The following is a 13,700-nucleotide window of genomic DNA, read 5'->3' on the forward strand; positions in this document are numbered from 1 at the left end:
GACATTCCTTAACGAACGGAAATCCTTTCATGATGGGAACGGTCCCGACCCCATCGCACTCGGGACAAATGATTTTCACACTCATCTCATCACCTCCTGCTTGGCCTCATCAACACGTTCACATCATTTAATAGCGACGGCAATTCCAATCGGATAATGTACCGCTTCTCGTTTCGGTTCGATCAGCACGCCACGTTGGTAATAAAAATCTGTCGAACTGAATGACGTGAAAAGCGCCTTAAACTCTTGATCGGTAAATTGATGAACGTGGAACGGTTCGTTCGTCGGTTTACCGATGCCTTGACCGAACGGCGTCGACAAGACGAGCATGCCACCCGGCTTTAACAATTCTGAAACGTTCGCCATGAACCCTGCAAAGTCTTCAACGTGTTCGATTGTCTCAAAACTGACGATACAGTCGAACGTGCCGAGTTGATCTGGTAGCGTCCGGTCGAGCACGTCTCCGACAATATACTTCACTTTCGGGTGAAAGTAACGACCTTGCGCATATCGAATCGCATCTTCTGAAATATCGAGCGCGACGACCTCAGCGACCGATTTTTTTTGTATCTTCGCAATCAATTGACTGCCAAACCCGCTCCCGCTCGCAAAATCAAGCACACGTCCTTCGAGAAACAACGCGGCGAACTGATAGCGGGCGATATGTTCGAGCAACATGCCGTTCATCGGGTTCATTTGATCTGGGATGACCCGCTCTCCCGTATAATCTAATGTCATAAGCTCCTCCTTTTTTTACACAGCAAAAGCGCCACGAAAGTTTCGTGGCGCTGTCTGTTAACGAACGATGATCACAGGTGACAACGATCGTTTAGCAAGCTTGTGGCTGACACTGCCCAATACGAACTCTTGGAACGTATTGAGACCGCGCGAGCCGACGACCACGAATTCAAACGGTTCATGGTTGGCGTAGTTGACGAGTTCAACGTCAGGTTCGCCGCGGAGTTCGATATACTCGTACGAAACGCCCGCTTCGGTGATCGCATCGAAAAACACTTGAAGACGTTGTTTCCGTCTCACTTCAAGATCGATTTTACCCGTCGATTGAAGGGCGCTTTCTTTTGATTCTTTCGGTGACACGACATGGACGACATCGATTGAAGATGATGTCACTTTGGCGAGTTCGACCGCTTTTTGGGTGGCACGCATCGAATGGTCTGAACCATCAATCGCTAGAAAGATTTTACTCATTGTAAGTTCCCCCTTTTAGTGGCCGACGTTCGCATCTTGTTGACGAAGATGGAGCGCCAGCGTGTTCAACAGCTTCTCTGAATCTTTGTTCAAGTTTAACAGTTCTGGTTCGATTCCGACCGTCCGATATTTGAAGACGACTTTATCGATGGCCCCGATGGCCGAATCGTCCCAAAGATGGGTGTTGGCGAAGTCGATACTGACTTGTTTCACATCTGCTTCGACATCCTCTTCGACATCGAACTGGTTGACAAAGTCAGACGTAGACGCGAAGAATAATTGTCCGTTCACTTCATAGTGAGCACGGTGTCCGTCTTGGTGGCGCTTCAGCTCGACACGCGAAATTTTCGCAGCGAAGATGACGGCGGCCGTCACGATTCCCGTGATGACACCGATTGACAAGTCGTGCGTGAGCACGGTCGCGAGTACCGTCGTGACCATGACGAGCGAATCGGTCTTTTGACCTGTCTTGAGCGTTTTGAGTGAGCCCCAGTCGAACGTCGCATAGGCGACGAAGAACATGACACCGACGAGCGCCCCGACTGGAATCAGCATTAAAATGTTACTCATCGTCATGATCATGATGAGGAGCGCAAGTCCTGCCGAGAACGTCGACAAGCGACCCCGTGCTCCAGACGAGACGTTGATGACCGATTGTCCGATCATCGCACATCCTGGCATCGCACCGAAGAAACCAGCGATGATGTTGGCGATCCCTTGACCTTTTGATTCACGGTTCTTATTCGAATCTGTACCCGTCATGTCATCGACGATTTGAGCCGTCAATAGCGACTCAATCAAACCGACAAAGGCGAGCGAGAACGAATAAGGCAAGATGATCATAAGTGTCTCGAGTGTGAGCGGGAGGTCCGGCAAGAGGAACATCGGCAGCGTTGCCGTGATCGTCCCCATATCTCCGATCGTTTTCGTCTCAAGTCCCATAAAGAACACGAGCAACGTCATCGCCACGATGGCGACAAGCGGCGCCGGGATTGCTGACGTAATGCGCGGGAACAGAAGGATGATTGCAAGCGATGCTGCAACGATGGCCCACATGATCCACGTCTCGCCTCCAAATTGCGGAAGCTGGGCTTGGAAGATCAAAATGGCAAGGGCGTTAACGAAGCCGACCATAACCGCACGCGGGATGAACTTCATTAAACGAGCTATACCAAGAAAACCAAGCACGATTTGGATAATACCAGCTAGTATCCCTGCAGCGAGCAAGTACTGAAGTCCATAATCTTTTACGAGATCGACGACAAGGAGTACCATCGCGCCCGTCGCGGCCGAAATCATCGCGGGGCGTCCTCCTGTAATCGAAATGACCATCGCGATGATAAAGGACGCATATAGTCCTACCATCGGATTTAATCCAGCGATCAGTGAGAAGGCGATTGCCTCCGGAATGAGTGCAAGGGCCACGACGATCCCTGCCATTACTTCGACTCGAACGTTTCCGAGCCATTCTTGTTTTACCGTATTCAATTTTTCCAAATGAACACACCTCTCTATAAAAATTTTTAAATTGATTTCTGACTCTCACAGAAATCAACTTAATTAAATTATAGGAGCCGTATTCACAGTTCGTTCATAACTTCACAACAACTCAGATGTTACCCGAGAATGAGCACGATGGCAACCGATGCGCATCAACTTTTTCCGAGCTATCTGCGAGCGGATTCGTTCATTTTTATAAGACTATAACGACACACTTCGTTTTTTCTCTTCACTTTCTCTCGCTGTTTCGACTTCGTATTCCCCTTCACACCAATCATGTAATCGCTTACCTAACCCACCCTAATTTCCACCATAGTCAATCCGGTTTCACCGCCGATTTATTTTTCAGACAACAAAAAAGAGAGAAAAGATTTTTAAAATCTTTTCTCTCGCGTGTTTAGTTATTGTCTTTAAAGCGGAGCAAGTCCGAATAGATGATCTTATCGTTCATCTCCAGTACTTTGTTCGCCTCGTCTTCAAGTGGCGTACATACTTTCGCGTCATCGACGACTTCTCCTGTCTCGGCGTCATAACACGTTGACTGGGTGAACAAATAGTCGCTTGTCACGATTGTACCGTCACGGAAGATGGCGCGATCGTTGCGCTCGGGCGCGAACAAGTCGTTCCCGAACCCGATTTGATCAGACGTATCGAACCCGAGCAAATGCTGAATCGTCGGGTTCATATCGACGTGGCTTCCGACCGTCTCGTGGACTTCACCTTTGTCTTGACCAGGCAAGTGAATCGCGAACGGGACTGACTGAAGTTTTGCCACGTCATATGGCGTCAACTCGTCTTTTCCGAGCAAATCGGCCATGGCAGCGTTATGGTTCGTCGAGATGCCGTTATGGTCACCGTAAACGACGAAGATCGTATCGTCCCATGTCCCGTTCTTTTTTAACTCATCAATGAACAACCCGAGGGCGTAGTCTTGATACGCGAGCGCTTGCGGGAAGTTATTGAGCGTCGTCGAGTTCGTCTCGAATTTCGGGACGAGTTCATGGTCCGCACTCGGCATCGTGAACGGAAAATGGTTCGTCAGCGTGATGAACTTCGCGAAGTAAGGTTCTGGCAGTTCTTCAAGCATCGGTACCGACTGTAAGAAGAACTCATCGTCGAGGAGACCCCATTCCGTCATGTTGGCCGGGTCGCCTAAATCGTAGCTCTTCTCATCAAAGAACTCATCGACTCCGATGTTTTGATACATCTGATCGCGGTTCCAGAACGATTTGTTGTTGGCGTGGAACACCGCCGAATAGTAGTTGTCTTCTTTGATGACACTAGGAAGCGCATCATATTCATTGTCGGCGTTCGTGAAGTAGACGCCGCCACGCGACAATCCGTACAGCGAGTTGTCGAGCGCGAACTCAGAGTCCGACGTCTTCCCTTGACCGGTCGTATGGTAATAGTTCGGCCAGAAGTGAGACTCGTCGATCAACTTGTTCAAGTTCGGCGTGATGTACTCGCCGTTCGAAGCTTTCATATTGTGCGTAAAACTCTGTGTCGATTCGAGCGAGATGGCGATGACGTTCTTGCCTTTATACTTCCCGAACATGTCCGGGTCCGGCGCCGCATAGTTCTGACGCGTATAATTCTCGACTTCATCGAGTTCAGAACCGTCCGCGAGCGCTTTTTGCGCCGATGTCTTCGTTTGAAGCATCGCGTCATAGACGTGGAAGTTGAACGTCCCTAAGTTTTTAACAAGCAGTTCACGGTCGAACGAACGCGTCAACAGTTCTGGGCGCTCTGTCTCTGCGAGGACAAGGTTGAAGCCGAACACGGCGGCAGCTGCACCGAACGTGAGCAACACGCGTCGTTGTGACGCTTTGCCTGTCTCTTTTATTTTCCAGAGCAAGAACGGAAGCACGACGAGATCTCCTAACAGGAGCAAGTCTTTCCATTCAAGCAACGACAGGAACGACGACGATAACGTCTCTAGGTTCGACGATTGGAACAATAACGGCACAGTCAAGAAGTCAGTGAACTCACGGTAGTAGGTCGTATCCGCAAACAAGATGAGCGAGGACACCGTGTAAAGACCGTATAATGCCCACTTCCGTTTATTGCCTCCGAAGAAGAAACTAAAGGCAAACAAGAACAACGTGAAACTTAACGGGTTGATGAACAGAATGAACGCTTGGACCGCGTTCTCAGGTGGCATGTTGAAGAAGAACTGATACGCAATCAGTGACTTCGTCCATAACAGGATCGTAAACATCCAAAACAGGCGATGCGTCCGGAACGAGTCGCTTGCCGCGTGGCGGAACCGCTCTAATTTCCCTTTCGATTGATTCGTGTGATTCATTCAAACACTCCTTAGGTCATTTTCATATGGTAAGTTAGTGCGTCGACTAACAAACGTACAGACGTATAAAGAGTATTTTAACGTTCTTTTGAACTTAATTCAACTTTTTGACGTTTACAATGCTACATAAACTTAACAATTTTATTGCAATCTTCATCCAAAAAAGGCTATCGAGTGAACTCGATAGCCTTTGAAACACGATTCATTTAGCCGATGATGTCCATCCAGATCTTGACCGTACTCGCTAAAATGAGCAACGCCAAAATCATCTGAAGTGACTTCGTCTTCATGTTTTTTCCGATGTTCGCCCCGATCGGTGCCGCAATCAAACTCGCGACGATCATGACGAAGGCCGGCTCCCAGACGATTTGGTCGGTGATGATCTTACCTGCCGTTGACCCGATCGATGAGATGAACGTGATCGCAAGCGAGCTCGCGATCGCCATCTTCGTCGGGATACGGAGCACGACGAGCATGATCGGCATCAAGATGAACGCTCCTGCCGCCCCGACGATCCCGGCTGCGATCCCGACGATAAACGCCGAACTGGCCGCGATCAGTTTATTGAACGTGACTTGGTCGAGCGGCATATCTTCGACGTTAGCTTTCGGCAAGAACATCATGATCGTCGCAATCGTCGCGAGGACCGCATAGACGACGTTGATCAAGTTCTCCGACAACAGCGTCGAGCCGTAGCCCCCGATGAAACTTCCGATCAAGACGGCGACACCCATATACAGGATGAGTTGTTTATTCAAATAGCCGCCTTTACGATACGCATAAATCCCACCGATCGTCGCAAAGAACACTTGAATCGCGCTGATTCCAGATACTTCGTGGGCGCTGAACGCCGCGAAGCCAAGAAGCGGCGGAATGTACAACAACATCGGATATTTGATGATTGATCCGCCGATCCCGACCATCCCTGAGATGAATGATCCGATAAAGCCAATCAAAAAGATTGTGATGATAAACTCTAACTCCATACTAGCTCCTCCAGTTTCCTACCCTATTAGATAAGTAAGTTTTATTTTTGTTCCCAAGCGATCATACCGCCTGAGACGTCATAAATTTCCGTATAACCTCGATCCTGCAACAACTCGGCCGCCTGGGCGCTTCGATTGCCACTGCGGCAAATGATATAGATCGGTTCATCTTTCGCATAAGGTAATTTGGTTTCATTTAATGAAGAAAGTGGTGCGTTCACCACTCCTTCAATATGCCCCCCCTCGTATTCATCTAATTCACGGACGTCCAACAAGGTTATTTCTTCGTTTTCCAATCTGTTTTGTAGTGTTTCGACGTCAATTTGGGTGATCCCATCCTCTTTCGAAGTGAAAACTACGATTCCGACAGTCACAATCACTAAAATCGTTAAGATGATCGTTAATTTACGCAATTTTTGACCTCCAATTCTTTTCCTTGCATTGAGTATACCTTAGGGGGTATATTAAAAACAACGAAAGAACCTCACTTTAAAAATAACTTGATTAGAAAAGGGGATTAATACCACATGAAGACGATTACGACGACTGAATTAGAAACATTGCTAAGCACGGATGAAATGCTCAACTTGATCGACGTTCGTGAAACGGATGAATTTGCAGGCGGACACATCAAACAAGCGAAAAACGTACCGTTGTCTGAATTCAGTGCGAAAGTCGATGAACTCGACCGCACGAAACCGATTCATGTCATCTGTGCGGCAGGCGGACGCAGCATGAACGCGTCAGCTTACCTCGACTCACTCGGCTTTGACGTCATCAACGTCGACGGCGGCATGATGAGCTGGACAGGCGAAACGGTTTAATCACTTCTTAATATAAAGCAGCACAACAACTAACGTTTACAGTCAACTATTCTAGGGGGTATATCATATGTTATTACGTTATTTCTATGATCAAAAATTAGCACAGGCATCTTACATGGTCGGTTGCCAAATGACCGGTGAAGCGGTCGTCATCGACCCAGCACGCAACATCACACCGTACTTGCAAGAAGCTGAAAAAGAAGGCATGACGATCGTCGCGACGGCTGAGACACACATCCACGCCGACTTCGTCTCAGGTTCGCTCGAACTTGCGAAACGCACCGGCTCGACAGCCTACTTGTCAGATGAAGGTGACGCGTCATGGAAATATGCGTTCGCGAAAGACATCGACTCGAAACTCGTCAAAGACGGCGACACGTTCAAAGTCGGTAACGTCACGCTCGAAGTCATGCACACACCAGGCCACACACCGGAACACATTTCGTTCTTGCTCTATGACCGCAACCAAACGCAACCGATGGGTATTTTCACAGGCGACTTCGTCTTCGTCGGCGATATCGGACGCCCTGACCTGCTCGAAGAAGCGGCCGGCGTGAAAGGAACGACGGCCATCGGTGCCGAGCAAATGTTCCACTCGCTCAACAAATTCAAGGCGCTCCCTGACTTCGTTCAAGTCTGGCCTGGCCACGGTGCCGGCAGCGCTTGCGGGAAAGCACTCGGCGCGATCCCAACGTCAACGGTCGGATATGAGAAAGCGACGAACTGGGCGCTCCAGATGACAGACAAAGACGCATTCATCAAAGAGTTGACGACGGACCAACCAGAACCGCCGAACTACTTCGCAATGATGAAAAAAGTGAACAAAGAAGGTATCCAAGTGACGAACGAGATCGCTCGTCCGGAAGTCGTCGGCACGGACCGGCTCGACACACTCGTCGAAGCGACACAAGTCGTCGACACACGTAGAGGCGAAGACTTCGCGCAAGGTCACGTCCCTGGGACGATCAACATCCCTTACAACACGAAATTCGTCTCATGGGCCGGCTGGCTCGTGAACTTCGACAAAGACATCACGCTCATCGCGAGCGCGGAAGACGTCGAAGAAGTGCAGACAGACCTTCAATCGATCGGTCTTGACCGTCTCCGCTTCATCGTCCCTGTCGAAGAGCTCGGTCAAGAACTATTGACAGAAACGTACACGGACGTGACGGCTGAACAAGCGATCGAATCAGCTGAGAAGAACGACGTGTTCGTCCTTGACGTCCGCAACGCGACAGAATGGAACGCGAGTCACTATGAGAAAGCAGAGCGCATCTTGCTCGGTAAACTCATGCGTGACCACGACGGTCTACCGACAGACAAGACGATCGCCGTCCACTGTGCGTCAGGCGTCCGTTCACGTATGGCCGCGAGCGTCCTTCAATCGCTCGGCTACAAGGATATTCAAAACATCCTCGGTGGCTATGCCGCGATGAAGACCGTCCTCAACGCAGAACAAATCGGCTAATGCTATACTAAAAACAAAGAAAGCGCCCACTCGTTTGGGCGCTTTTTCTCTAGGAGGGATATCGTGTTTGCAATCGGTCCACTGAACGTCCGACTCGACCTGCTCGTCTTCATGGTCAGTCTGCTCGGTCTCTACATCGGCTTCAAAAAAATCGGCTTAACGGAAAAAGACCGCGACGCCGTCCTCGGGACGTGGTTCGCCGGGTTTCTTGCCTGGAAACTGAGCGCCATCATCATCGGCCTCGCTTCGACCGGCAGTTTGGCGCTATCGCTGTACGCGACGGGCGGCATCTGGTCGATCCTCGTCGCCATTGCAACGATCGGATTTTTTGTCTTCCGGCTTGCTCCCGGACTTCGGGGTTATTGGCTATTTTCAGCCCTACTTTTATGGTTCGGTGTGACGATCGTCGTGCCGAAGTACGGAACGCTCCCATTGCTTTCATCGCCGCAGCCGCTCCATTTATACCTGGCTTTCCTCATCGCCTTATTACTCGTCGCAACGTGGCGCTGGATGCGGACACCCACGCTCGGGGCACAACTCTGGACCTTAGTCGGGGCGTTGGCGATTTGGTCGATCGGAACTTATGTGACCGGCACGTTCGAATGGTGGGGGCTAATCCTGCTCTTCGTGCTCGTCGCCATCGCCATATACGTGGCGCGACCGTCTCAAAAAGCGATCCAATATGGGCTCGGGCTCGTCGTCCTGCTCGCCGTCATCAACGCGAGCTTACCGGACGAGACACCAACGCTCGTTGCCGACTCGTCTCAAGCAGCCGGGCTGAACATCGGCCAAGTTCCGCCGAATTTCGAATTGAAACGAACGGACGGGACGACGTTCAACTTGAAAGACTTACGCGGAGAGCGTGTCGTCGTCAACTTTTGGGCGTCATGGTGCCCACCGTGCCGGGCCGAAATGCCCGATATGGCCAAGTTTGCCCGCGAGCAAGATGACGTGACGATTGTCGCCGTCAACACGACGACGAGTGAACGTGACGTCGACGAGGCGCGGTCGTTCGTCGCGCCTTATGAAGACGCGTTCCAAGTCGTCTACGATGAGGACGGTGCCGTCGGGAACGCCTACCGGATCCAAGCGATGCCGACGACGTATGTGCTCGATGAAAATGGTGTCATCACAGCCAAACAGTTCGGGGCGATTGACCTCGCTTGGCTCAATGCCCATACAAATTGAAAACGAAGGAGCGGCTTTCTCTCGATTGAGATTAGCCGCTCCTTTGTTCGTCTCGAATTGTTTCCTATGACGGGCACTATGCTTCTCTCGTCTGAAACTCAATTGATTCTTTTTTTGTAGTCTTCAAATTCTTTCGATCCTCTCTTTGGAGGTCCAGGATCATTTTGAATGGATAGCCAACCTACTAGACCGATAACAAGGGAAAAAACAAGAATCCCGAGTTGAGAAATCGACACCGACGCCATCAATCGGTCGATGATGTGCAGAAACAGGGCTAACACCCCTGTATGGGATGGGATGATATCGAGAGTAGTCAACGCCTGCAAGCATGCAGATAGAAACAAGTTGGTCGGGATTTCAGAAATTCCATATACGATGAAGAAGAGTAGCAGACTCCACAACGACTCATACTGTAGACCAAGTATCTTCAAAATTAGAAATTCCAAAGATGTAAAGACAACCAGTATGGTTGAAACGATCAATATACAGATTAATAGAGATTTAGTTCCTTTAATTGTGATTGTCTCCCTTCATTTTTAAGACGACGTATCCCCCAAACTGAAAACCGCCTCCCGTCGGTTTTCTTATTGCTTTAAATAGCCTTGTGTCTTCAAGAAGTCTTTCACATCGAGCCGTGTCGGTTTCGACAACATCCGTCCCATCTGTCCGGTCCATGTGTCACTCCGTTGGTTCGATCCGCGCGCTGCGTAGTAATCGTGAATCGTCTGGTCATAAGCTGTGAGCTCTTGCTTCAGTTGAATCGGATCAGCGTCGTACGTGTTCTCATGATAGATATGCTCGAGCGGGAGCCGCGGTTTTTGATCCTCGACGTGCGCCGGGACACCGACCGCGAGCCCGAACAGCGGCAACACCCGCTCCGGCAAACCGAGCAACTCTTTGACCGCCGACATATCGTTGCGGACCCCGCCTATGTAACAAATGCCCAACCCCATCGATTCGGCGGCGACGACGGCGTTCTGTGACGCGAGCGTGGCGTCGATGACGGCAACGAGCAGTTTCTCATCGGTCTCGAGCGTCGGGTTGACGGCGGCTTCTTGCAGTTGCCCGATCAGTTCGTGCCGGTAAAGGTCAGCACAAAAGACGAAGAAATGACCGTTGTCGACGACGTACTGCTGATTGCCGGCAATCTCGGCGAGGCGCGCCTTCTTCTCCGGGTCGGTCACGCCGATAATCGAATACGCCTGGATGAAGCTCGACGTCGAAGCGCGCTGAGCACTCTCAACGATGAGACGGATCTGTTCGTCGGTCAGCGTCTCGTCCGTGAACGAGCGGACGGAGCGGTGGTTCAGTAATGTTTCGATGATTTGATTCATGCAGCTTCCCCCTTTTTTCTTATCTTGGCATACGGGAAGACTCCCGACAATTTTGGAGGCTTTCACTCACGTTTGCACTTCGTAGAGTATCCACGGTAAACAAAAAAACAGAGATACGGTTAGGTATCTCTGTTGCTGATGATTTATTCCGTCACTTGACTCAAGAACGGCGTGATATCGACGTTCAATTCTTTCGAGAGGCGTTCCCCGAGGTCACGGTCAGCACGATAGAAGTTGCAGATCAAGAGAAGGACCGTCTTCTCATGACGGACTTCTTTAATGTGGGCGACCAAGTTACGTACGAGACCATCTTTCTCGTCTTGCGAGTAGCGGCGGTACACTTCACCCGCTTGCCCGAAGTCGTTCGTCTTCTCGATTTTCTGACGACCCGTTACTCCTGAAATCGGTTGCTCGGTTTCGATATAAGCCGCATCCGGTTTCGGTGTGTCCTCATAACGGTTCGGCTCGTAGTTGACCGGGCTCGTCTGTTGTTTGAACGGCATCGCGCCGTCACGTTGGTTGTTCGCTACTTGCGCGAACGGGCAGTTGATCGGGAGTTGGAGATAGTTCGCCCCAATCCGGTAGCGTTGCGTATCTGAGTATGAGAACAGACGACCTTGCAGCATCTTGTCTTCAGATGGTTGAATCCCAGGGACGAGCACACCCGGGTTGAAACCGACCGATTCCGTCTCCGCAAAGTAGTTGTCGACGTTTTTATTGAGCGTCATCGTACCGACGAGTTGGTACGGGATGACGTCTTCGAACCAGTCTTTCGTCGCATCAAGCGGGTCGAAGTCGAAGTTGTCCATGTCGGCCGGGTCGAGGATTTGGACGTAAAGGTCCCACTCCGGGAAGTCGCCTTCTTCGATTGAGTTGAACAAGTCGCGCGTCGCATGGTTGAAGTCTTCCGCTTGCACTTTGGCCGCTTCGTCCATCGATAAGTTTTTGATGCCTTGCTTCGGAACCCAACGGAGCTTTATGTACACCGTGTTCCCAAATTCGTTTACCCATTTGAACGAATGGACCGATGAACCGCGCATGTGACGGTACGACGCCGGGATGCCTTCATCACTGAACAAGTGAACGAGCATGCTCGTCGATTCCGGTGTGAGCGACATGAAGTCGAAGAAACGGTCCGGGTCTTGAAGGTTCGTCCGTGGGTCCGGTTTGAGCGAGTGGATCACGTCTGGGAACTTGATCGCATCACGGATGAAGAAGACCGGCAAGTTGTTTCCGACGAAGTCGTAGTTCCCTTCTTCGGTGTAGAACTTGACTGAGAATCCACGCGGGTCACGAAGCGTTTCCGGTGAACCGAGACCGTGGATGACCGTCGAGAAGCGGGCAAAAATTGGTGTTTCTTGGCCAACTTCTTGCAAGAACTTGGCTTTCGTATATCGTTTCATGCTATTTTTAACTTTGAAGACACCGTGTGCTCCAGCACCACGGGCATGAACGACCCGCTCCGGCACGCGCTCACGGTCAAAGTGGGCGAGTTTCTCAATTAGCTGATAATCTTCGAGAAGCGTTGGGCCGCGGCGGCCGGCTGTGATGGAGTTGGCGTTGTCCCCGATTGGAACGCCTTGGTTAGTAGTTAGATGACGATGTTGATCCATATTGTTGCCTCCTCTTAATAATCATTATTACTAAATTAATAATATTAAAAGATAATAATTATTACAAATAAAACGCTCGAGACGTCTCGAACGTTTTGTAAGCGCTATTATTTTTAGGTGGTTCCATTCTTCTTTTTAATCTGCTCTTTCCGATGGATTTCTGTCACCAATAAGGCAGCGATGACCCCACCGAGCGATCCGGCAATTATATCGACCATCGTGTCATCGTTCCCGTTCCCTTGCATCGTCGTCCGTAACACAATGTCGGACGTGAACTCATACATCTCCCATAGCGCCGCGCCCGCCATCGAGAAGACGACGATGTAGACGAAGAGGAAGCGCTTCGGCATCTCGAGCCGGATGTCTTCATCGAGACGACTAAAGAAATCAAAGCCAAGAAACGCCAAAAACACCCCGCTCAACACGTGCAAAAACGTGTCCCACCATCCGTTGCTGTATAACCCGACAATCGAACCCAAATATTGCGAGGCGAACAAGAAAATAATATAGGCGATTTTCATCTTGGCATCGAACTCGGTTTTAAATATTTTCTCTAACATGAACGGAATCAGTCCCGAGACGATTCCCGCCCCGGCGACACTCGCGTTAAACCACTCCCCTTGAATGATTGACGTGATGAGAATAATCCCCATGAACAAGACGAATCCGAATTCTAGCATACTTCCTCGTGTCAGCTTCATCTTCCGCACCCTCTTTCTCAGAAACTCTCTCTTCACTTATTCCCGTTTCCCTATCAGATTGAACAATCGAGCGGAGGCAGCCATCCTTTATCGACTTGAAAAAAACGAACATATGTTCTATAATTAAGAAAATGATTCAAGGAGGAACTTGTATGCCCATCCATCCGTACTTGAACTTCAATGGGAACTGTCGCCATGCCCTCGAGTTTTATGCACAAGTGTTCGGACAACCCACGCCTGATATCATGGCGTTCGGTGATCAGACTGGTTCGGGCGGAGAGGCCGTACCTCAAGACATGGCCCATCTCGTCCTTCACGCTCGGCTCAATGTCCATGGAACATCGCTCATGTTTTCCGATGCGATGCCGGATGGTCCGGTCACGTTCGGTCAAAACATCACGCTTGCCGTCGTGACGGATGATTTGGACGCAATCACTCGTGAGTTTTCTGCTCTATCTGTCAGTGGTCGTATTCTCATGCCGCTTCAGGAAACGTTTTGGAGCAGAGCTTACGGTTCGGTCGAGGATCGGTTTGGCGTCCAGTGGCAGTTCAGTCACGAGGTTTAATCATGA

Annotated in this window: 13 protein-coding genes; 4 read left to right on the forward strand and 9 right to left on the reverse strand. The window is 50.2% G+C overall.

Features of this window, described 5'->3' with window-relative positions:
• Positions 1–123: 123 nt before the first annotated feature.
• The 6 genes from EVJ22_RS06210 to EVJ22_RS06235 form a co-directional block, all read right to left on the reverse strand.
• Positions 124–738 (reverse strand): class I SAM-dependent methyltransferase, encoded by a 615-nt coding sequence (locus EVJ22_RS06210; protein ID WP_131443508.1) that lies wholly within the window; start codon positions 736–738, stop codon positions 124–126.
• Positions 739–795: 57 nt separating this feature from the next.
• Positions 796–1,209, reverse strand: coding sequence for a universal stress protein (locus EVJ22_RS06215; RefSeq protein ID WP_131443509.1), 414 nt, complete (start codon positions 1,207–1,209; stop codon positions 796–798).
• A 15-nt stretch (positions 1,210–1,224) separates the two neighbouring features.
• A complete protein-coding gene (locus tag EVJ22_RS06220; RefSeq protein WP_131443510.1) occupies positions 1,225–2,706 on the reverse strand; it encodes a SulP family inorganic anion transporter in 1,482 nt (493 codons plus the stop codon).
• Positions 2,707–3,106: 400 nt separating this feature from the next.
• Positions 3,107–5,014 carry an LTA synthase family protein gene (locus tag EVJ22_RS06225; RefSeq protein WP_131443511.1) on the reverse strand — a complete coding sequence of 636 codons (1,908 nt, stop codon included), beginning with the start codon at positions 5,012–5,014 and terminating at the stop codon, positions 3,107–3,109.
• Positions 5,015–5,220: 206 nt separating this feature from the next.
• Positions 5,221–6,000: a sulfite exporter TauE/SafE family protein gene (locus EVJ22_RS06230; protein WP_071399276.1), complete on the reverse strand. Its 780-nt coding sequence runs from the start codon at positions 5,998–6,000 to the stop codon at positions 5,221–5,223.
• 41 nt (positions 6,001–6,041) lie between these two features.
• Entirely contained in the window at positions 6,042–6,413 is a 372-nt protein-coding gene (locus EVJ22_RS06235; protein ID WP_233589620.1) for a rhodanese-like domain-containing protein, read from the reverse strand.
• Between the two features lie 114 nt (positions 6,414–6,527).
• On the opposite strand from EVJ22_RS06235, the gene EVJ22_RS06240 reads away from it, so the two are divergent.
• The 3 genes from EVJ22_RS06240 to EVJ22_RS06250 all read left to right on the forward strand — a co-directional run bounded on the left by EVJ22_RS06240 (position 6,528) and on the right by EVJ22_RS06250 (position 9,480).
• Positions 6,528–6,824 (forward strand): rhodanese-like domain-containing protein, encoded by a 297-nt coding sequence (locus EVJ22_RS06240; RefSeq protein WP_071399275.1) that lies wholly within the window; start codon positions 6,528–6,530, stop codon positions 6,822–6,824.
• Positions 6,825–6,891: 67 nt separating this feature from the next.
• On the forward strand, positions 6,892–8,292 hold the full coding sequence (locus EVJ22_RS06245; RefSeq protein ID WP_070327806.1) for an MBL fold metallo-hydrolase: 1,401 nt from the start codon (positions 6,892–6,894) through the stop codon (positions 8,290–8,292).
• Between the two features lie 63 nt (positions 8,293–8,355).
• Positions 8,356–9,480, forward strand: coding sequence for a TlpA family protein disulfide reductase (locus EVJ22_RS06250; RefSeq protein ID WP_131443512.1), 1,125 nt, complete (start codon positions 8,356–8,358; stop codon positions 9,478–9,480).
• 584 nt (positions 9,481–10,064) lie between these two features.
• Here the strand turns inward: EVJ22_RS06250 and nfsA are convergent.
• The 3 genes from nfsA to EVJ22_RS06270 all read right to left on the reverse strand — a co-directional run bounded on the left by nfsA (position 10,065) and on the right by EVJ22_RS06270 (position 13,128).
• Positions 10,065–10,814, reverse strand: a complete 750-nt coding sequence (gene nfsA, locus EVJ22_RS06260) for an oxygen-insensitive NADPH nitroreductase (RefSeq protein ID WP_071399271.1) — start codon at positions 10,812–10,814, stop codon at positions 10,065–10,067.
• Between the two features lie 143 nt (positions 10,815–10,957).
• Positions 10,958–12,427 carry a catalase gene (locus EVJ22_RS06265; RefSeq protein ID WP_070327810.1) on the reverse strand — a complete coding sequence of 490 codons (1,470 nt, stop codon included), beginning with the start codon at positions 12,425–12,427 and terminating at the stop codon, positions 10,958–10,960.
• A 113-nt stretch (positions 12,428–12,540) separates the two neighbouring features.
• Positions 12,541–13,128, reverse strand: a complete 588-nt coding sequence (locus EVJ22_RS06270) for a DUF2238 domain-containing protein (protein ID WP_070327811.1) — start codon at positions 13,126–13,128, stop codon at positions 12,541–12,543.
• Between the two features lie 152 nt (positions 13,129–13,280).
• On the opposite strand from EVJ22_RS06270, the gene EVJ22_RS06275 reads away from it, so the two are divergent.
• On the forward strand, positions 13,281–13,694 hold the full coding sequence (locus tag EVJ22_RS06275; protein WP_131443513.1) for a VOC family protein: 414 nt from the start codon (positions 13,281–13,283) through the stop codon (positions 13,692–13,694).
• Positions 13,695–13,700 lie beyond the last annotated feature (6 nt).

Source organism: Exiguobacterium sp. SH0S7 (assembly GCF_004337195.1).
GTDB lineage: Bacteria > Bacillota > Bacilli > Exiguobacteriales > Exiguobacteriaceae > Exiguobacterium > Exiguobacterium aurantiacum_A.

Bases quoted from the DNA above. Each gene is read 5' to 3' on its own strand.
- EVJ22_RS06210 (WP_131443508.1), bottom strand. From the start codon at position 738: ATGACATTAGATTATACGGGAGAGCGGGTCATCCCAGATCAAATGAAC.
- EVJ22_RS06215 (WP_131443509.1), bottom strand. From the start codon at position 1,209: ATGAGTAAAATCTTTCTAGCGATTGATGGTTCAGACCATTCGATGCGT.
- EVJ22_RS06225 (WP_131443511.1), bottom strand. From the start codon at position 5,014: ATGAATCACACGAATCAATCGAAAGGGAAATTAGAGCGGTTCCGCCAC.
- EVJ22_RS06230 (WP_071399276.1), bottom strand. From the start codon at position 6,000: ATGGAGTTAGAGTTTATCATCACAATCTTTTTGATTGGCTTTATCGGA.
- EVJ22_RS06240 (WP_071399275.1), top strand. From the start codon at position 6,528: ATGAAGACGATTACGACGACTGAATTAGAAACATTGCTAAGCACGGAT.
- EVJ22_RS06245 (WP_070327806.1), top strand. From the start codon at position 6,892: ATGTTATTACGTTATTTCTATGATCAAAAATTAGCACAGGCATCTTAC.
- nfsA (WP_071399271.1), bottom strand. From the start codon at position 10,814: ATGAATCAAATCATCGAAACATTACTGAACCACCGCTCCGTCCGCTCG.
- EVJ22_RS06265 (WP_070327810.1), bottom strand. From the start codon at position 12,427: ATGGATCAACATCGTCATCTAACTACTAACCAAGGCGTTCCAATCGGG.
- EVJ22_RS06270 (WP_070327811.1), bottom strand. From the start codon at position 13,128: ATGAAGCTGACACGAGGAAGTATGCTAGAATTCGGATTCGTCTTGTTC.
- EVJ22_RS06275 (WP_131443513.1), top strand. From the start codon at position 13,281: ATGCCCATCCATCCGTACTTGAACTTCAATGGGAACTGTCGCCATGCC.